General features: G+C 73.0%; 12 protein-coding genes. 5 read left to right on the top strand and 7 right to left on the bottom strand.

Annotated elements, in window-relative coordinates:
• Positions 1-32: 32 nt before the first annotated feature.
• Positions 33-2825: an AfsR/SARP family transcriptional regulator gene (locus ACYVPE_RS24455; protein WP_461035848.1), complete on the top strand. Its 2793-nt coding sequence runs from the start codon at positions 33-35 to the stop codon at positions 2823-2825.
• 3 nt (positions 2826-2828) lie between these two features.
• On the opposite strand, the gene ACYVPE_RS24450 is transcribed toward ACYVPE_RS24455, so the two are convergent.
• A complete protein-coding gene (locus ACYVPE_RS24450) occupies positions 2829-3806 on the bottom strand; it encodes a peptidyl-alpha-hydroxyglycine alpha-amidating lyase family protein (RefSeq protein WP_461035847.1) in 978 nt (325 codons plus the stop codon).
• 93 nt (positions 3807-3899) lie between these two features.
• Here ACYVPE_RS24450 and ACYVPE_RS24445 point away from each other — a divergent pair, with 93 nt between their 5' ends.
• Both ACYVPE_RS24445 and ACYVPE_RS24440 read left to right on the top strand, forming a co-directional pair.
• Positions 3900-4379 carry an RrF2 family transcriptional regulator gene (locus tag ACYVPE_RS24445; RefSeq protein WP_461035846.1) on the top strand — a complete coding sequence of 160 codons (480 nt, stop codon included), beginning with the start codon at positions 3900-3902 and terminating at the stop codon, positions 4377-4379.
• Between the two features lie 148 nt (positions 4380-4527).
• Positions 4528-4929: a carboxymuconolactone decarboxylase family protein gene (locus ACYVPE_RS24440; RefSeq protein ID WP_461035862.1), complete on the top strand. Its 402-nt coding sequence runs from the start codon at positions 4528-4530 to the stop codon at positions 4927-4929.
• Between the two features lie 25 nt (positions 4930-4954).
• On the opposite strand, the gene ACYVPE_RS24435 is transcribed toward ACYVPE_RS24440, so the two are convergent.
• Both ACYVPE_RS24435 and ACYVPE_RS24430 read right to left on the bottom strand, forming a co-directional pair.
• Positions 4955-6904, bottom strand: coding sequence for a PhoX family protein (locus ACYVPE_RS24435; RefSeq protein WP_461035845.1), 1950 nt, complete (start codon positions 6902-6904; stop codon positions 4955-4957).
• A gap of 170 nt (positions 6905-7074) precedes the next feature.
• Entirely contained in the window at positions 7075-8604 is a 1530-nt protein-coding gene (locus ACYVPE_RS24430) for an aldehyde dehydrogenase (NADP(+)) (protein ID WP_461035844.1), read from the bottom strand.
• 113 nt (positions 8605-8717) lie between these two features.
• Here ACYVPE_RS24430 and ACYVPE_RS24425 point away from each other — a divergent pair, with 113 nt between their 5' ends.
• A complete protein-coding gene (locus ACYVPE_RS24425) occupies positions 8718-9491 on the top strand; it encodes an IclR family transcriptional regulator (protein ID WP_461035843.1) in 774 nt (257 codons plus the stop codon).
• A 9-nt stretch (positions 9492-9500) separates the two neighbouring features.
• On the opposite strand, the gene ACYVPE_RS24420 is transcribed toward ACYVPE_RS24425, so the two are convergent.
• The 4 genes from ACYVPE_RS24420 to ACYVPE_RS24405 form a co-directional block, all read right to left on the bottom strand.
• Positions 9501-10049, bottom strand: coding sequence for a Uma2 family endonuclease (locus ACYVPE_RS24420; RefSeq protein ID WP_461035842.1), 549 nt, complete (start codon positions 10047-10049; stop codon positions 9501-9503).
• 98 nt (positions 10050-10147) lie between these two features.
• Positions 10148-11557 (bottom strand): NCS2 family permease, encoded by a 1410-nt coding sequence (locus tag ACYVPE_RS24415; protein ID WP_461035841.1) that lies wholly within the window; start codon positions 11555-11557, stop codon positions 10148-10150.
• A 140-nt stretch (positions 11558-11697) separates the two neighbouring features.
• On the bottom strand, positions 11698-12894 hold the full coding sequence (locus ACYVPE_RS24410; protein WP_461035840.1) for a hypothetical protein: 1197 nt from the start codon (positions 12892-12894) through the stop codon (positions 11698-11700).
• Complete coding sequence (locus tag ACYVPE_RS24405; RefSeq protein WP_461035839.1) at positions 12894-13835, bottom strand: 5-dehydro-4-deoxyglucarate dehydratase; 942 nt, start codon at positions 13833-13835, stop codon at positions 12894-12896. Before ACYVPE_RS24405 ends, ACYVPE_RS24410 begins: the two co-directional genes overlap by 1 nt.
• A gap of 143 nt (positions 13836-13978) precedes the next feature.
• Between ACYVPE_RS24405 and ACYVPE_RS24400 the strand changes: the two genes are divergently transcribed.
• Positions 13979-14830: an NAD-dependent epimerase/dehydratase family protein gene (locus ACYVPE_RS24400; RefSeq protein ID WP_461035838.1), complete on the top strand. Its 852-nt coding sequence runs from the start codon at positions 13979-13981 to the stop codon at positions 14828-14830.
• Positions 14831-15283 lie beyond the last annotated feature (453 nt).

Here is a 15283-nt window from a genome sequence, read left to right as displayed (position 1 = left end):
CCACTGCCGTGAGGTTTCAGATTCTTTCTCAGGTGGCCGCCTCGACGGCGAGTCGGACCCTCGACCTCGGGCCGCCGAAGCAGCGCGGCGTGCTGGCCGCGCTGCTCGTCGACGTGGGGCGCGTCGTGCCCGTCGAGCGACTGATCGACCGGGTGTGGGCGGACGATCCGCCCAGGACGGCACGCGGCACGCTCTACGGCTACGTGGCTCGGCTCAGGGCCACGCTGCGGGGCGGCGCCGAGCTGACGCAGCGGGCCGGCGGATACCTGCTGGACGCGCCACGGGACTCCGTCGACCTGCACAGGTTCCGCGACCTGGTGGGCCTGGCTCGCGCCGAGGCCGACCAGGAGCGATCCGCCACGCTCCTTCGTGAGGCGCTTGGTTTGTGGGGCGCCGAGCCGCTGGCGGGGCTGCCGGGCGAGTGGGCCGAGGGGTTGCGCACTCGCCTGGCAGAGGAGCGGATCGCGGCCTGGCTGGCCTACGGCGACATCCGGCTCAGTCAGGGGCGAGCCGAGGAGTTACTGCCCGAGCTGAGCGAGCTCACCGCGACGCACCCGCTGGACGAGCGGCTTGGGCAACGGCGGATGCGGGCCCTGTACCGGTGCGGCCGGCAGGCCGAGGCGCTGGGGTTCTACGAGGGGGTTCGCCAGCGACTGGCCGAGGAGCTTGGTGTCGCGCCAGGAACCGGGCTCCAGCAGGAGCACCACCGGATCCTGGCCTTCGAACCGGCCCTCGACGCGCCGAGCGGCCGGTCGTTCGAGGGCCGTCGGCCACCGGAGCCAACCCTGGTGCCGCGTCAACTGCCGCCGTCGCCCTCCCCGTTCGTCGGCCGCGAGGCGGAACTGGCCGAGTTGGACCGGGCGTCGGAGGACCGGCGCGTGGTGGCGGTGGTCGGCGCGGGTGGCGTCGGCAAGACCTGGTTGGCGCTGCACTGGGCGCATCGGCGCCTCGACCGGTTCCCCGACGGGCAGTTGTACGCCGATCTCGCCGGCTTCACGCCGGAGGGCGAGCCCGCCGCTGCCCCCGAGGTCATCGTGCGGGGCTTCCTCAACGCGTTCAGCGTCGCGCCGGCCACGATTCCGGCCGGTGCCGAGGCGCGGCGCGGCCTGTTCAGGTCGCTGGTCGCCGGCCGGCGGCTGCTGATCGTGCTGGACAACGCCCATGACGCCGAGCAGGTCGCGCCGTTGCTGCCCGGCGGCTCGTCGGTGACCGTCCTGGTCACCAGTCGGGACCGGCTCATCGGCCTGTCCGCCACGCAGGGCGCCCTGCCGCTGCCGTTGGACGTGCTCGGTCCCGTCGAGGCCCGGGGGCTGCTCGGCAGCCGCTTGGGCGCCGAGCGGGTAGCGGCCGAACCCGAGGCGGTCGCGGCCCTGTTGAGCCGCTGCGGCGGCATGCCGCTCGCGCTGGGCATCCTGGCGGCGCGGGCCGCCACGCACCCCGGATTCCCGCTCGCCCACCTGGCGGAGGAACTGCGCGACGCCACCGATGTGTTGGACGCCCTGGACGTCGGCGAGCAGCGCACCGGCCTGCGCGCGGTCTTCGCCGCCTCGTACCAGGCGCTGGATCCCGCGGTCGCGAGAGTCTTCGCGCTGGTGGGGCTGGCACCCGGCGGCGAGATCAGTCTGGCGGCGGCCGCGAGCCTCGCCGGCCACCCGCTGTCCCGTGCCCGCGAGGCGCTGCGTGCCCTGGAGGCCGCGCACCTGCTCCACCAGCACAGCCCGGGCCGCTACCGCATGCACGACCTCGTCCGCCTCTATGCCGTCGAGCGTGGCGAGCGGGAGCTGACGACCGAGGCGCGCCACGCGGCCCTGCGTCGCCTCATGGACTACTACCTCCACACCTCGCACGCCGCCGACCGGCTGATCTACCCGCACCGGCCGGTCGTCCCGCTGCCCGCGCCGCCCGAGGGCTGCACGCCGCAACCGCTCGCCGACCTACCGGCGGCCCTGGCCTGGTTCGAGGCCGAGCGGCCCGGGATGCTGGCGCTGATCGGGCTGCGTGAGACGGGGCGGGCCTGCCCACGCGTCTGGCAACTCGCCTGGACGCTCGACACGTTCCTGTGGCGGCAGGGCTACCACCCCGATCGGCTCGCCACCTGGCGGACGGGGTACGCGGCCGCCCAGGAGACGGCCGACCCGGTCGCGATGTCGTTGGCCCACTGGCGTCTCGGGCACGCGTACGTGCGGGAGGGGTCGCGGCCGGTGGCCTTCCGCCACCTCCACCACGCCCTCGACATGTTCGAGACGGCCGGCGACACCGTCCGGCAGGCGTGGGCCCACCAGGCGCTCGCCTGGGCCTGGACGCGCGAGGACGACCACCACCGGGCGCTGTCCCACGCCGAGTCCTCGCTCCTGCTCCACCAAGCGGGGAACGACCGGGTGTGGGAGGCGAACGCCCTCAACGCGGTGGGCTGGTGCCACGCCCAGCTCGGCCGGTTCGAGGCGGCCAGGACGCACTGCCGCAGGGCCCTCGACCTCCTCCGTGACCAGGACGACCCGTACGGCGAGGCCGCGGCGCTGGACAGCCTGGGCTACATCGCCCACCACTCGGGCAACCACGCCGGGGCGCTTGGCTGGTACCGCAGGGCGCTGGTCTTGCGCCGAACCACCGGCGACGCGATCAACGAGGCGGACACCCTGGCCAGGATCGGCGACATCTGCCAGGCCCTCGGCCGGCCGGTCGAGGCACGTCGCGCCTGGCGGCAGGCGCTCGAACGGTACGGGGCCCAGCACCGCGGCGCGGAGGCCGAACACGTCCGCGCCCTGATCGAGGCGTCGTCCGACCCGCGTCGGGAGCAGACGGCCACCGCGCTTGGCGGCGAGTAGTCGTCACCCGCCGTCGGACGACCGGACCCGGACCAGCTTCTGGAAGGGGCGGATCCGGTCGGGGCGTGGGATGCCGGGGAAGAGGTCGGCCCAGTCGGTGACGCCGACGTCGCCGACGTAGAGGTCGCCGTGCGAGTCGAGGGCGAGGGCGTGCGGGGAGAGGAACTGGCCGGGGCCGGTGCCCCGGCTGGGCTCGGCGGCCAGGGTGGAGACGACGGTGCCGTCCGCGCGGACGAGGGTGACGCGGGGGCCGAGGTGGTGGCTGTCGTGGTTGACGGCGAGGTAGGGAGCCAACTCGCCGACCAGGATGAGGGGTTCCGGGCCGCCGGTGAGGGTCATGCCGCTGGGGCGGTGCACGCTGGTGACGCTCGACAGGTAGGTGCCGTCGGCGGCGAAGATCTGCACCCGGTGGTTCTCCCGGTCGGCGACGTAGACCCGGCCGCGCTCGTCGCAGGCGATGTTGTGAGGCAGGTTGAACTGGCCGTGCCTGGCGCCGGGTTCGCCCCAGCCGCCGACGAGGCGGCCGTCGGGCGAGAAGACGTGGACCCGGGCGTTGCCGTAGCCGTCGGAGACGTAGATCTCGCCGCCGGGACCGACCGCGCTGTGGGTGCAGCGGTGGAAGGGGGTGCCGCTCAGGAACGGGGACGGCCGCCCGGGTATGCCGATCTCCAGCAGCGGTTCGCCGTCGAGGGTGAACCGCCGCACCGTGTGGTCGCCGTTGTCGGTGAGGAGGATCGTGCCGTCGGGGCCGAGGGCGGCGCCGTGCGGGTTGGTGAAGAGGCCTGCGCCCCAGGTGGCGACGAAGGTGCCGTCGCGTTCGAGGACCACGACCGGGTGCGGGCCGCGGTTGAAGAGATAGACCCGGTCGTCGTCGTCCACGGCGATGCCCGCCACCTCGCCGAGCGTGAGGTCGGCGGGCAGCCGGGCCCACGACTCCTGGGGCACGAAGCGGAAGTCGCCCTGTCCTACGGTGATCGTCATCGATCTCGCCCTTCTCCCCCCCCTGCCTCTCTGATCGCACGCGACCCGGGGTTGCGAAACCAATTCTGGATGTCTAGAGTCCAGATTGTGAGGATGAGCGAGGGCGTCGAGTGGGCGCTGCACAGCTGCCTGAACCTGGCCTGGGTCGAGCCCGGCGAGGCGATGACGGCGAAGCGGCTCGCGGCGTTCTACGAACTGCCCGCGGCCTACCTGAACAAGCAGCTCCAGGCGCTGGCCAGGGCGGGGATCGTCACGTCGACGCCCGGGCCACGTGGCGGCTTCCGGTTGGCGCGGGCTCTTGAGCAGATCACCCTCTTGGACGTCGTGACGGCGATCGAGGGGCCAGGCGAGGCGTTCCGGTGCGAGCAGGTACTACGCAAGGGGCCCGATGGCCGGGAGGACGTCGACTACCGGCTGACGTGCGCGATCTCGCAGTCCATGCGGCGGGCCGAGCTGGTCTGGCGCAAGGAGCTGGCCGGCCAGACCCTGGCCGACATCAGGGCCACGGTCGAGCGGCGCCATCCGCGCACCCCGCAGCGGACCCGCGACTGGTTCGCCAGCCGCCGGGGGTAGCGGGCCCGGCGGCGGGCGCTCGACGCGCGCCACCGCACCCAGAATTCTGGATATCAATCATCCTGGACATCCAGGAAACAGAAGGAGAGCAGGAGACATGCAGGCACGGATGAGCATCCGGAAGTCGGCGGCCAAGGGGATCCAGGGCATGATGGCGCTGGAGGCGTACGTCAGGTCCACCCCGTTGCCGGACGCCGTCAAGGAGTTGGTGAAACTCCGGGTCAGCCAGATCAACGGCTGCGGCTACTGCGTGGACATGCACGCCAAGGAGGCCAAGCAGGCCGGCGAGACCGACGAGCGGCTGTTCTCGGTCGCGGCCTGGCGGGAGGCGCCGTACTACTCGGACGCCGAACGGGCCGCGCTGGCGCTCGCCGAGTCGGCGACCAGGATCGCCGACAACCCCGAGGGCGTCCCGGCCGAGGTGTGGGACGAGGCGACGAAGCACTACGACGAGGAGCAGCTGGCCGGTCTCGTCATGGCCATCGCGGCGATCAACGCCTGGAACCGGCTGAACGTCACCCTGCGCCAGCCGGCCGGGGCCCCGATGTAGACGGCCCCGGCCGGCCCGGCAAGGGCTACGCGCCGATCACGCCGCCGTCGGTGCGGGTGATGACGACGGTGGCGGACCTGGGGCGGCCCTCCGGGTCGAAGTCGGGCCAGTTGCTGACCGCGCGGGGGTTCTCCGGGGACGGGGCGCCCCAGGCGGTGGTGGCCTCACCGGGGTGCTGGACGTTGACGAAGAGGGTCTTCTGGTCCGGCGTGAAGGCCACGCCCGTGATCTCGGCGCCGCGCGGGCCGGTCAGGAAGCGGCGGATCTCACCGGTGTCGGGGTCGGCGACCAGGAGTTGGTTGTTGCCGATGTTGTCGTAGCCCCTGGAGGGCAGGTTCTGCGCGGAGTTGGAGACGTCGGTGAGGATCCAGAGCCGGCCGTCCTCGTCGAACGCCAGGCCGTCGGGCGAGCCGAAGATGTTGCTCTCGTCCAACTCGACGGCCGGGTCGTACTCGGGGTCGCCCGCGAGCACGAAGATGTCCCACTCGAAGGTGGTCGAGGTGTTGTCGCGCCGCTTCTCGGTCCACCGCACGATGTGGCCGTACGGGTTGGGCTTGCGCGGGTTGACCGCGTTGTTCCAGCCGCTGCCGTTGGTCAGCGTGCAGTAGACGTCCTGGTTGCGCGGGTTGACCGCGATCCACTCGGGGCGGTCCATCCTGGTGGCGCCCACCGCGTCGGCGGCCTCGCGGGTGCGGAGCAGCACGTCGGCCTGGTCGGCCCAGCCGTTCTGCCGGGTCAGCGGGCCGCGGCCGTGGACGAGCGGCAGCCACTCGCCTGAGCCGTCGTCCTCGAAGCGGGCGACGTAGAGCGTGCCGTGGTCGAGCGGGCTGCGGCCGAGCGCCCGCTGCACCCGCCAGTTGCCGTCGCCGACGAACTTGTAGATGTAGTCGCCGTCCTGGTCGTCACCGGTGTAGGCGACGACGCGGCCGCGGGACTCGGTGACCGTGCAGCCCTCGTGCTTGACGCGGCCGAGCGCGGTGCGCTTGACGGGCTTGGCGTCCGGCTTCATCGGGTCGATCTCGACGACCCAGCCGAAGCGGTTGACCTCGTTCGGGTTGGCGGCCAGGTCGAAGCGCGGGTCGGCCTCGTGCCAGCGGTAGCCGCCGCCCGAGCTGCTGACGCCGTAGCGGGCCTGGCTGGGGGTGGGCTCCCAGTCGGCGTCCTCGGTGCCGAAGTAGTTGTTCCAGTTCTCCTCGCACGTCAGGTACGTGCCCCACGGGGTGTAGCCGTTGGAGCAGTTGTTGAGCGTGCCAGCGGGCTGGTCGGCGGCGCGGAGGCTGGGGTGCGAGGCGCGGACCGGGCCGGAGAAGTCGACGGGGGTGTCGCCGGTGATCCGGCGGGCGCGGCGGGACTCGGCGACCCGCCAACCGCCGTCGCGGCGCTCGATCTCGACGACGCTGACGCCGTGCGCGGCGACCGCCTTGTCGACCTTCTCCGCGGTCATCTCGTCGTCGCCGTCGGGGAAGAGGAGCTGCTGGTCGACGTACTCGTGGTTGACGACGAGCATGCCGCGGCGGCTGCCCTCGCGCCCGTTGCCGAGCGGGAAGAAGTGCATGCCGTCGTGGTTCATGCCGACCTGCTGGGCCTGCTCGGCCGCGGAGTTGGCGGCGTCCTTGCTCCAGCGCGGGCCGCTCGGGCGGATCGGGGTGCCCCAGGGGATCAGGACCTGGGTCTGGTAGCCCTCGGGGACGACGAGGGTGTCGTCGCGGCTGACCGGGACCGGGTCGAAGCCGAGCAGTGGGCGGCGGCCGCCGCCCCCGCCGGCGGGGGCCGCGGTGGTGGGCTCGGCGGCGACGGCGGTGGAGCCGAGCTGGGCCGCGACCAGGAAGCCGGCGGCGGCCACCGTGCCGCCCTTGAGGGCCGCGCGGCGGGACATCCGCCGCTCGACGACCTCCCCGAACGTGCGGTTGGCCGAGGGGTTGGAGCTCACCTCGTCCGGGTCGACCTCGGGAAAGACCGGGCGCTGTGCTGACATCGCGAGCCTCACGTCCTGATGAGTCTGGGGCAATCGGTGACGTGGAGGCTAGGAGGAGTCGGTGGCATCGAGAAGCCCTGAAGGTGAACGGAAGACCACCGTCATACATCCGGCCTATTCACCGGAATGGTGAACTCCGCCGTCTGTATGACGGTGCGTGGACATTCCGTTCAGTGCTCGCGGCGGCCGTCGACCCGGCGCGGCAGGCCGAGCGGGTTGTCGTCCCGCAGTTCGGGCGGCAGCAGGGCGGGCGGCGCGCTCTGGTAGCTGACCGGCCGCAACCAGCGCTCGATGGCGGTGGCGCCGACCGAGGTCGAGGTGGAGGTGGTGGCCGGGTAGGGGCCGCCGTGGTGCTGGGCGGGCGTGACGGCGACGCCGGTGGGCCAGCCGTTGACCAGGATCCGGCCGGCGACCGGGGTGAGTTCGGCGAGCAGCCGGCCGCCCTGGCCGCCGTCCCCCGCGCCCTCGGCCTCGCTGAGGTGGACGGTGGCGGTGAGGTTGCCGGGGAGCCGGGAGAGCACGGCGGTGATCTGGTCGGCGTCGGCGTAGCGGACGACGACGGTGAGCGGGCCGAAGCACTCCTCGAGCAGCAGGTCGTGCGGCCCTTCGGCGGCGAGCCGGTCGGCGTCGACGGTGAGGAAGCCGGCGGCCACCGTGTTCTCGTCACCCGGGCCGGCCGCGACCGGGGCCTCGACGCCGGCCAGGGCGGCGCGTTCGCCGACGCCGGCCAGGAACGCGTCCCGCATCCGGCCGTCGAGCAGCACGCCAGGGGCGGTCTCGCCGACCTGCCGGGTGAGCGCGGCGAGGAGTTCGTCGCCTGCGGCGCCGGCGGGCGCGAAGACCAGGCCCGGCTTGGTGCAGAACTGGCCGACGCCCATGGTCATGGAGCCGGCGAGGCCGCCGCCGATCTCGCCGGCCCGCTCGCCCGCCGCGGCCTCGGTGACGACCACCGGGTTGAGGCTGCCGAGCTCGCCGTAGAACGGGATGGGCGTGGGGCGGGCGGCGGCGGCGTCGAACAGCGCCCGGCCGCCGCGGATCGAGCCGGTGAAGCCGGCCGCGCCCACCAGCGGGTGGCTGATCAGCTCGACGCCGGCCTCGAAGCCGTGCAGGACGGTGACGACGTCCTCGGGGAGCCCCACCTGGGCGGCGGCGCGGCGCAGCGCGGCGCCGGTGAGCTCGGAGGTGGCCGGGTGGTCGGGGTGCGCCTTGACGACGACGGGGCAGCCGGCGGCGAGCGCGCTCGCGGTGTCGCCGCCTGGGACGGAGAACGCGAGCGGGAAGTTGGAGGCCGAGTAGACGGCGGCGACGCCCAGCGGGATCTTGTAGCGGCGCAGGTCGGGGCGGGGCGGGGTGAGCGAGCCGTCGGCGTGGTCGATGATCACGTCCAGGTAGCCGCCGTCCGCGACCTCGTCCGCGAAGGCGCGCAACTGCCCCGTGGTGCGGGCGAGTTCGCCGGTGAGGCGGGCGCTGCCGAGGGCGGTCTCGGCGTCGGCGGCCGCGAGGATCGCGTCGCCCTCGGCCTCCAACTGGTCGGCGGCGGCGCGCAGCAGCGCGATCCGGGTGTCGCGGTCGGCGAGGGCGGCGCGGGTGGCGTGCGCGGCGCGGACCGCGGCGTCCACCTCCGCCGCCGTGGCCTCGGTCGCGGCCTGTTCCCGCTGCTTTCCGGTTCGCGGGTCCACGCTCCACACTGGTACTGCCACCGGAATCGATCCTCCTGCCGGACGCATGCTACTGTTCGGGATTCTGAACATCGTCCCTGTATGTGAATATCCGTGGGGACTCTATAGCGGCTCGAACAAGGGGGTCAAGGTCGATGTCAGCGAGCGAGACGCCGGGGGCGCCCCAGGTCAAGTCGGCGGTGCGCACCGTGGAGCTGCTGGAGTTCTTCGCCGGGCGGCCCGGCATGCACTCCCTCGCGGACGTCCAGGCGTCGGTCGGCTACCCCAAGTCCAGCCTGTACATGCTGCTGCGCACCCTGGTCGAACTCGGCTGGGTGGAGACGGACGCCACCGGCACCCGCTACGGCATCGGCGTGCGGGCCCTGTTGGTCGGCACCTCGTACATCGACGGCGACGAGGTGGTCGCGGCGGCGCGGCCGACGCTCGACCGGCTCTCCGACGACACCACCGAGACCATCCACCTGGCCAGGCTGGACGGCACCAACGTCGTCTATCTCGCGACCCGCGCCTCGGAGCACTACCTGCGCCCCTTCACCCGGGTCGGCCGCCGGCTGCCGGCGCACTCCACCTCGCTCGGCAAGGCGCTGCTCGCCACCTATCCCGACGAGCAGGTGCGCAGGCTGCTGCCGGAGAAGCTGGAGCGGCTGACGGAGCACACGATCACCGACCGGGAGCGGCTGATCGAGGAGCTGCGCGAGGTGCGGGAGCGTGGCTACGCGGTGGACCGCGAGGAGAACACGCTGGGGCTCAGCTGCTTCGGCGTCGCCGTCCCCTACCGCAACCCCGCCAGGGACGCGCTCAGTTGCTCCGTCCCGGTGGCCCGCCTCACGCCGGCGCACGAACAGCTCGTCAAGGAGGCCCTGTTCGACGCCCGCGACCGGCTGGCGATGGCGACCCGGCATCTGTGACGGTGGTCGTCAGGGACGCTCGAACGTGGATGTGTCGATGTCGAAGGCCGTGTCACCAGCCACGATGCTGATCATGTCCCCGAACTTGAACTGGCGTGTGAAGAAGTAGCGGCCCTCGCGGGGGTTTTCTCGCAGTTCACACAAGCCCTTGGCGTCATCGACGATCAGATAGGCGGGAATACCCTCGGCCGCATACGCGTCGGACTTGACCCCGTAGTCGGCGGTGCGGCTGTCCGGCGACACGACCTCGGCGATGAAGTCCAGGTCCTCGGCATCGAACTTGTCGTTCTCCGCCCGCCTGGCCTCCTGCTTCGGAATCGCCACATCTGGCGCGTAGCCGATTTCCTTGCCCGGGAAGTTGAGCCGGACGTCCTCCAGCGCCGGCCGATCCCAGCCGTATCGCTCGACAAAGGCTCGCACCACCATACGGCTGATGCGATTGTGCTGCTCGCGCTGCGGCGACAAGATGATCCGTCCGTCTTCGATCTCGGCGACGAAGCCCTCCGGGATCGGCAGCTGAGTCAGGATACGCTCCAGGTCCTCAACGCTTTCGGTCATAACCGTCATGGTATTCGGGCCTCCCCTCACTGAGTGGCGTTCGTGGTCCACGCAGCCCAACGAACGGATCATCCGAAGGTCACGCCGGCTCGCCGTCGTCAGTCGACACCGAGCGCCTGGCGGATCGGGTCGATGGCGAAGTAGACGGCGAAGAGCGCCGCGGTGATCCACAGCAGCCAGTTGACCTCGCGGGCCCGGCCGCCCACGACCTTCATCAGGACGTAGGCGATGAAGCCGGCGCCGATGCCGTTGGTGATGGAGTAGGTGAACGGCATCACGACGATGGTCACGAAGGCCGGGACGGCCAGCGTGTGGTCGCTCCAGTCGATCGCGCCGACCTGGACCATCATCAGGAAGCCGACCACCACGAGGGCGGGGGCCGCGGCCTGCGAGGGGACGACGGCGGCCAGCGGCGAGAAGAACAGGGCGAGCGCGAAGAGGCCGCCGGTGACGAGGTTGGCGAAGCCGGTGCGGGCGCCCTCGCCGACGCCGGCGGCCGACTCGATGTACGAGGTGTTGGAGGACGCCGAGGCGGCGCCGCCGGCCGCGGCCGCGAGGCCGTCGACGAACAGCATCCGGCCGAGCCGCGGCACCCGGCCGCGCTCGTCGAGCAGCCCGGCCTCGCCGCTGACGGCGACGGCGGTGCCCATGGTGTCGAAGAAGTCGGTGAGGAAGAGGGTGAAGATCAGCAGCACCACGGTGAGGAAGGTGATCTCGCCGAACGCGCCGAACAGGCTGAACTGGCCGAGCAGGCCGAAGTCGGGGCTGGCCACGATCTCGTCCGGCACCGTGGGCACCGACAGGCCCCAGGCCGCGTCGTCGATGTCGGCGATCGCGTTGATGACCATGGCCAGCACGGTGGTGGCCAGGATGCTGATCAGGATGGCGCCCTTGACCTTGCGGGCCAGCAGCGCGAACGTCAGCAGCACGCCGACGCAGAAGACGAGGGCCGGCCAGCCCCGCAGCTCGCCCGTGCCGCCGAGGGAGAGCGGCGGGGCGCCCTCGTGGCCGGCGACGAAGCCGGCGTCCACGAAGCCGATCAGGGCGATGAAGAGGCCGATGCCGACGCCGATGGCCTGCTTGAGCGCCATCGGGATCGCGTTCATCACGGACTCCCGGAGGCCCGTGGCGGAGAGCGCGCACAGGATGATGCCCTCCAGCACCACCAGGCCCATCGCCTCCGGCCAGGTCATCCGGGGCGCGATCTGGAAGGCCACCATGGCGTTGATGCCGAGGCCGGCGGCGAGCGCCAGCGGCAGGTTGGCGGTGACGCCCATCAGCACGGTCATCACGGCCGCGACCAGCGCCGTGACGGTCACCAGCTGCGGGAAGGAGAGCTGGTCGCCGTTGATGTCGGTGGCGCCACTCAGGATGATCGGGTTCAACACCAGTATGTAGGCCATGGTGAAGAACGTGGCGAAACCGCCGCGTATCTCCCGACCCACGGTGGAGCCCCGCTCGGTTATCTGGAAGTAGGAGTCCAGGCGGGAGAGCGCCGGTGACGACATCGTTGAATCCTTGACGACTGACGGGAGGGGACTGAGGGATTGTGCCTGCTCAGTGGGGTTGGTGGGTTTTCAACGTGTAACACGATGCCGCACCGTTACCGAATCGCCGCCTGCGCGCCCTCGGTCGGTCCCCGTCCGTTTCAGGGCTTCGCCAGCGCCTCCCGGACCGCCGTCAGGTCGTCGTCGCTGGCCAGGCCCGCGTGGTAGAGCCGCAGCTCGGTGGCGCCGAGCGCCGCGGCGTGCGCGGCGTCGGTGGCCAGCTCGCGGGGCCGGCCGCCCATGCCGGCGACCACCTGGAAGTTCGCGGCGAGCGTAGTGCCAGGACCGCGATGCGGGACGAAGGGCCCGAGCCCGGCGGCCCGGACGGCGTCGTCGCCGGTGCAGGGCACCACCACGCCGTCGGCGTGCGCGAGGACGTCGGCCGGGTCGACGCCCACGTTGGCGCCGAGCCGGTGCGGGAGCGGCTCGGCGTGCAGCAGCACCCGGAAGCCGGCGGGCGCCGCGGCCCGGACGGCGGCGACCGTCTCCCGCTGGAAGGAGCGGGCGACGGCGGCGCGCGAGCTGGCGGCCGCGGCGGCGAGGGCGCCGCCGAGCAGTTCGACGACGGCCGCCCACTCGCCGCCGGCGGCCGGGGCAGCGGGGCGGCCCACGCCCGTCCAGAACGGGGCGAGCGCCCGCACGACGGCCGCGCGCAGCTCCTCGGGGTCGGCGCCGTGCTCGGCGTAGCCGGCGCGGCAGACCGGGCAGAAGCAGAGCGACATCAGCTGGCCGCCGACCGGGCCGAGCGAGGCGCCGCCGATCTTGTCGTGGGCGTGCAGGTGGTCGAGGCCGTACCAGCCGCAGGACTCCAGCTCGACGCCGGCCGCCCCCGGCCGGACGGCGGCCTCGACGGCCAGCGCCGCCGCGTACTCCCGCACCTCGGGGCGGGCCACGCAGGGCGCCCACGGGTAGCGGTCGCCGTGCGCGTCGACCACGGTGGACTCGGGGTGCTCGGCGCCGAGCCGGCCGTTGTGGGCGAGGATCACCCAGCTGTGCGTCTCCAGGCCGGCGGCGGCGAGCCGCTCGGCGGCCGCGCCGTAGGGGTCGTCGCCCGGCACCCAGTCCTGGCGGTACGGCCGCAGCCGGCGGCCGGCCCAGCGGGCCTCGTCTGGCGGGTAGTAGACGGCGGAGTGCCGGGCGGTGACGATCCGGTGCGCGGGGTGGCGCGGGGTCAGGGCCCGGGTGGAGTGGTAGGCCGAGGCGAGGGTGACGGAGGCCACGCCGAGCTCGGCGACCCGGTCGGCGGCGGCGGGGTCGCCCACCACGTCCCAGGGGTAGAGGAAGGCGGCTGCGCGCATCAGGCGGTCACTCCGTCCAGCAGGCCGAGGCCGCTCTCGATCAGGGTGGCGAGCTCGGCGAGGTGCGCCGGCTCCGGCTCGGCCAGCGGGGCGCGGACCTCGCCGACGTCCAGGCCGCGGATCCGGACCCCGGCCTTGACGAGGGAGATCGCGTAGCCGGCGCCCCGGTCGCGCAGTTCGACCAACGGCCGGTAGAAGCCGTCGAGCAGCCGGCCGACGGTGTCGTGGTCGTCCCGGCCGAGGGCGGCGTGGAAGGCGAGGGCGATCTCGGGGACGAAGCAGAAAGCGGCCGAGGAGTAGAGCGTGACGCCGAGCCCCCGGTAGGCGGGGCCGGTGAGTTCGGCGGTGGGCAGCCCGTTGAAGTAGCGGAACCCCGGGCGTTCCGGGTGGGCGGTGCGCACGGCGGAGATCACCCGCTGCAGCAGGTCGAGGTCGCCGAGGCCGTCCTTGAGGCCGATGATCCGCGGGTCGCCGGCGAGTTGGGCGACGGACTCGGGGGTGAGGACGGCGTTGTCCCGCTGGTAGACGATGAGTTGCAGCCGGGTCGCGGCGGCCAGCTCGGCGTAGTGGCGCAGCAGGCCGCGCTGGCCGGCGCGCACCAGGTAGGGCGGCAGCACGAGCAGCCCGTCGGCGCCGGCCACTTCGGCCCGGCGGGCGAGGTCGGCGGCGACGGCGGTGCCGTGCCCGACGCCCGCGACCACCGGCACCCGGCCGGCGGCCTCCTCGGCGGCGGTGGCCACGCAGCGCTGGTACTCGTCGGGCGTCAGGGCGTGGAACTCGCCGGTGCCGCAGGCGGCGAACACGGCGCCGGCGCCCGCGTCGAGGCCGGCCCGCAGATGCGCGCGGTAGGCGTCGAGGTTGAGGGCGCCGGTGGCGTCGAAGGGCGTCACGGGAAAGAAGAGCAGTCCTTCGAGTCGCCCGGCCAACCCGGCTTCCGTCATGCGCTTCTCCCTGTGAGGGTTCCACCCTGTGCACGTCCGTGACAGGTGTCCACATTCCTGAACGAACACGCTAGATGAGCGACAATTCGGCGGTCAAGGTGTCGTTGACGAGGGGGGAGCCACGCCCTAGGTTGTTTCCATATATGAACGATACAGACGGGACGGAGCTGAAGATGGCCGCGGCTCAGCACGCTGAACGCACCGTTCTCCTCACCGGCGCCGCGGGGGGCGTCGGCACGCTGATGCGTGAGCTGCTGCCGCAGTTCGGTTACCGACTGCGCTGCCTCGACCTGGTGCCGGTGCCCGGCGAGCCCGACGCGATCGTCGCCGACCTGGGGGACCGTCAGGCGCTGCGGGACGCGGTGCGCGGCGTGGACGCGGTGCTCCATCTCGCGGGCATCTCCCTGGAGTCCACGTTCGAGAAGATCCTACGGGCCAACATCGAGGGCACGTACCACCTCTACGAGGCGGCCCGCGAGGAGGGCGTGCGGCGCGTGGTGTTCGCCTCCAGCAACCACGCCGTGGGCTTCACCCCCTGGCCCGCCCCCGGCGAACCGCCCGTCCCGGTCGACACCCCGAGCCGGCCCGACACCTTCTACGGCCTCTCCAAGTGCTTCGGCGAGGACCTGGCCCAGCTCTACTGGGACAAGCACCGCATCGAGACCGTCTCGGTCCGCATCGGCTCCTGCTTCCCCGAGCCCACCTCGGTGCGGATGCTCTCGGTCTGGCTCAGCCCCTCCGACGGCGCCCGCCTCTTCGACGCGGCACTCAGCGCGCCGGGCGTGGGCCACACCGTCGTCTACGGCTCCTCCGCCAACACCCGCTCCGTCTGGGACCTCTCGACCGCCGAGGCCATCGGCTACCGGCCCCAGGACGACTCGGAACCGTTCGCCGACAAGCTGCTCGCCGAACACGGCGACCTCGACCTCACGAGGCCCGAACAGGCCCGCCTCGGCGGCCACTTCGTCACCGAACCGCCCATCTGGCCCCACTGAGCCGGGCGGCTCCGCGCCGGCCGTGTCCCACGAAGCGACGCCGACTGCCGCCGGGGGCCGGTCCACCGCGGGTCCGCGGCACGGCAAACCGGCGCGGCCGGAGCGCGCGGCTCCGCCGCGGGCGGCACGGGCCGGGGCGCGGAGATCCGCCCGGCCGGTGTCGGGGTGCCAGTCGCCGCGCCGCACGGTGGAACGACGGCCCGGCTACGCCGGCCTCATGCCGGTGCCGGTCGGGCCGGCGGCCGGCCCGCCGTTCCGGCCTTCTCGGCGTCCGCGACTGCGCGAGCCTCGCGCTGCGGCCAGCGCGGCCCCGCCGCAGGCGTGTCGAGGGGCGCGGCCGCCCGCGGTGAACCGACCGGCATCGGCCGCACCAACGCCCCGACGCGCGAGGCTCGTTCACCGAGGTGACGCCCCCCGCGCGCCGCGGCGCCACCGGCGCCCGCCAATCAGCGG

Source organism: Streptomyces mayteni (genome assembly GCF_054783955.1).
This window is presented reverse-complemented; position numbering and strand designations above follow the sequence as displayed.

Coding starts and splice junctions, on each gene's coding strand:
- ACYVPE_RS24445 (WP_461035846.1), top strand. CDS start 3,900: ATGAGCGAGGGCGTCGAGTGGGCGCTGCACAGCTGCCTGAACCTGGCC.
- ACYVPE_RS24425 (WP_461035843.1), top strand. CDS start 8,718: ATGTCAGCGAGCGAGACGCCGGGGGCGCCCCAGGTCAAGTCGGCGGTG.
- ACYVPE_RS24400 (WP_461035838.1), top strand. CDS start 13,979: ATGAACGATACAGACGGGACGGAGCTGAAGATGGCCGCGGCTCAGCAC.
- ACYVPE_RS24420 (WP_461035842.1), bottom strand. CDS start 10,049: ATGACCGAAAGCGTTGAGGACCTGGAGCGTATCCTGACTCAGCTGCCG.
- ACYVPE_RS24450 (WP_461035847.1), bottom strand. CDS start 3,806: ATGACGATCACCGTAGGACAGGGCGACTTCCGCTTCGTGCCCCAGGAG.
- ACYVPE_RS24415 (WP_461035841.1), bottom strand. CDS start 11,557: ATGTCGTCACCGGCGCTCTCCCGCCTGGACTCCTACTTCCAGATAACC.
- ACYVPE_RS24440 (WP_461035862.1), top strand. CDS start 4,528: ATGATGGCGCTGGAGGCGTACGTCAGGTCCACCCCGTTGCCGGACGCC.
- ACYVPE_RS24405 (WP_461035839.1), bottom strand. CDS start 13,835: ATGACGGAAGCCGGGTTGGCCGGGCGACTCGAAGGACTGCTCTTCTTT.
- ACYVPE_RS24435 (WP_461035845.1), bottom strand. CDS start 6,904: ATGTCAGCACAGCGCCCGGTCTTTCCCGAGGTCGACCCGGACGAGGTG.
- ACYVPE_RS24410 (WP_461035840.1), bottom strand. CDS start 12,894: ATGCGCGCAGCCGCCTTCCTCTACCCCTGGGACGTGGTGGGCGACCCC.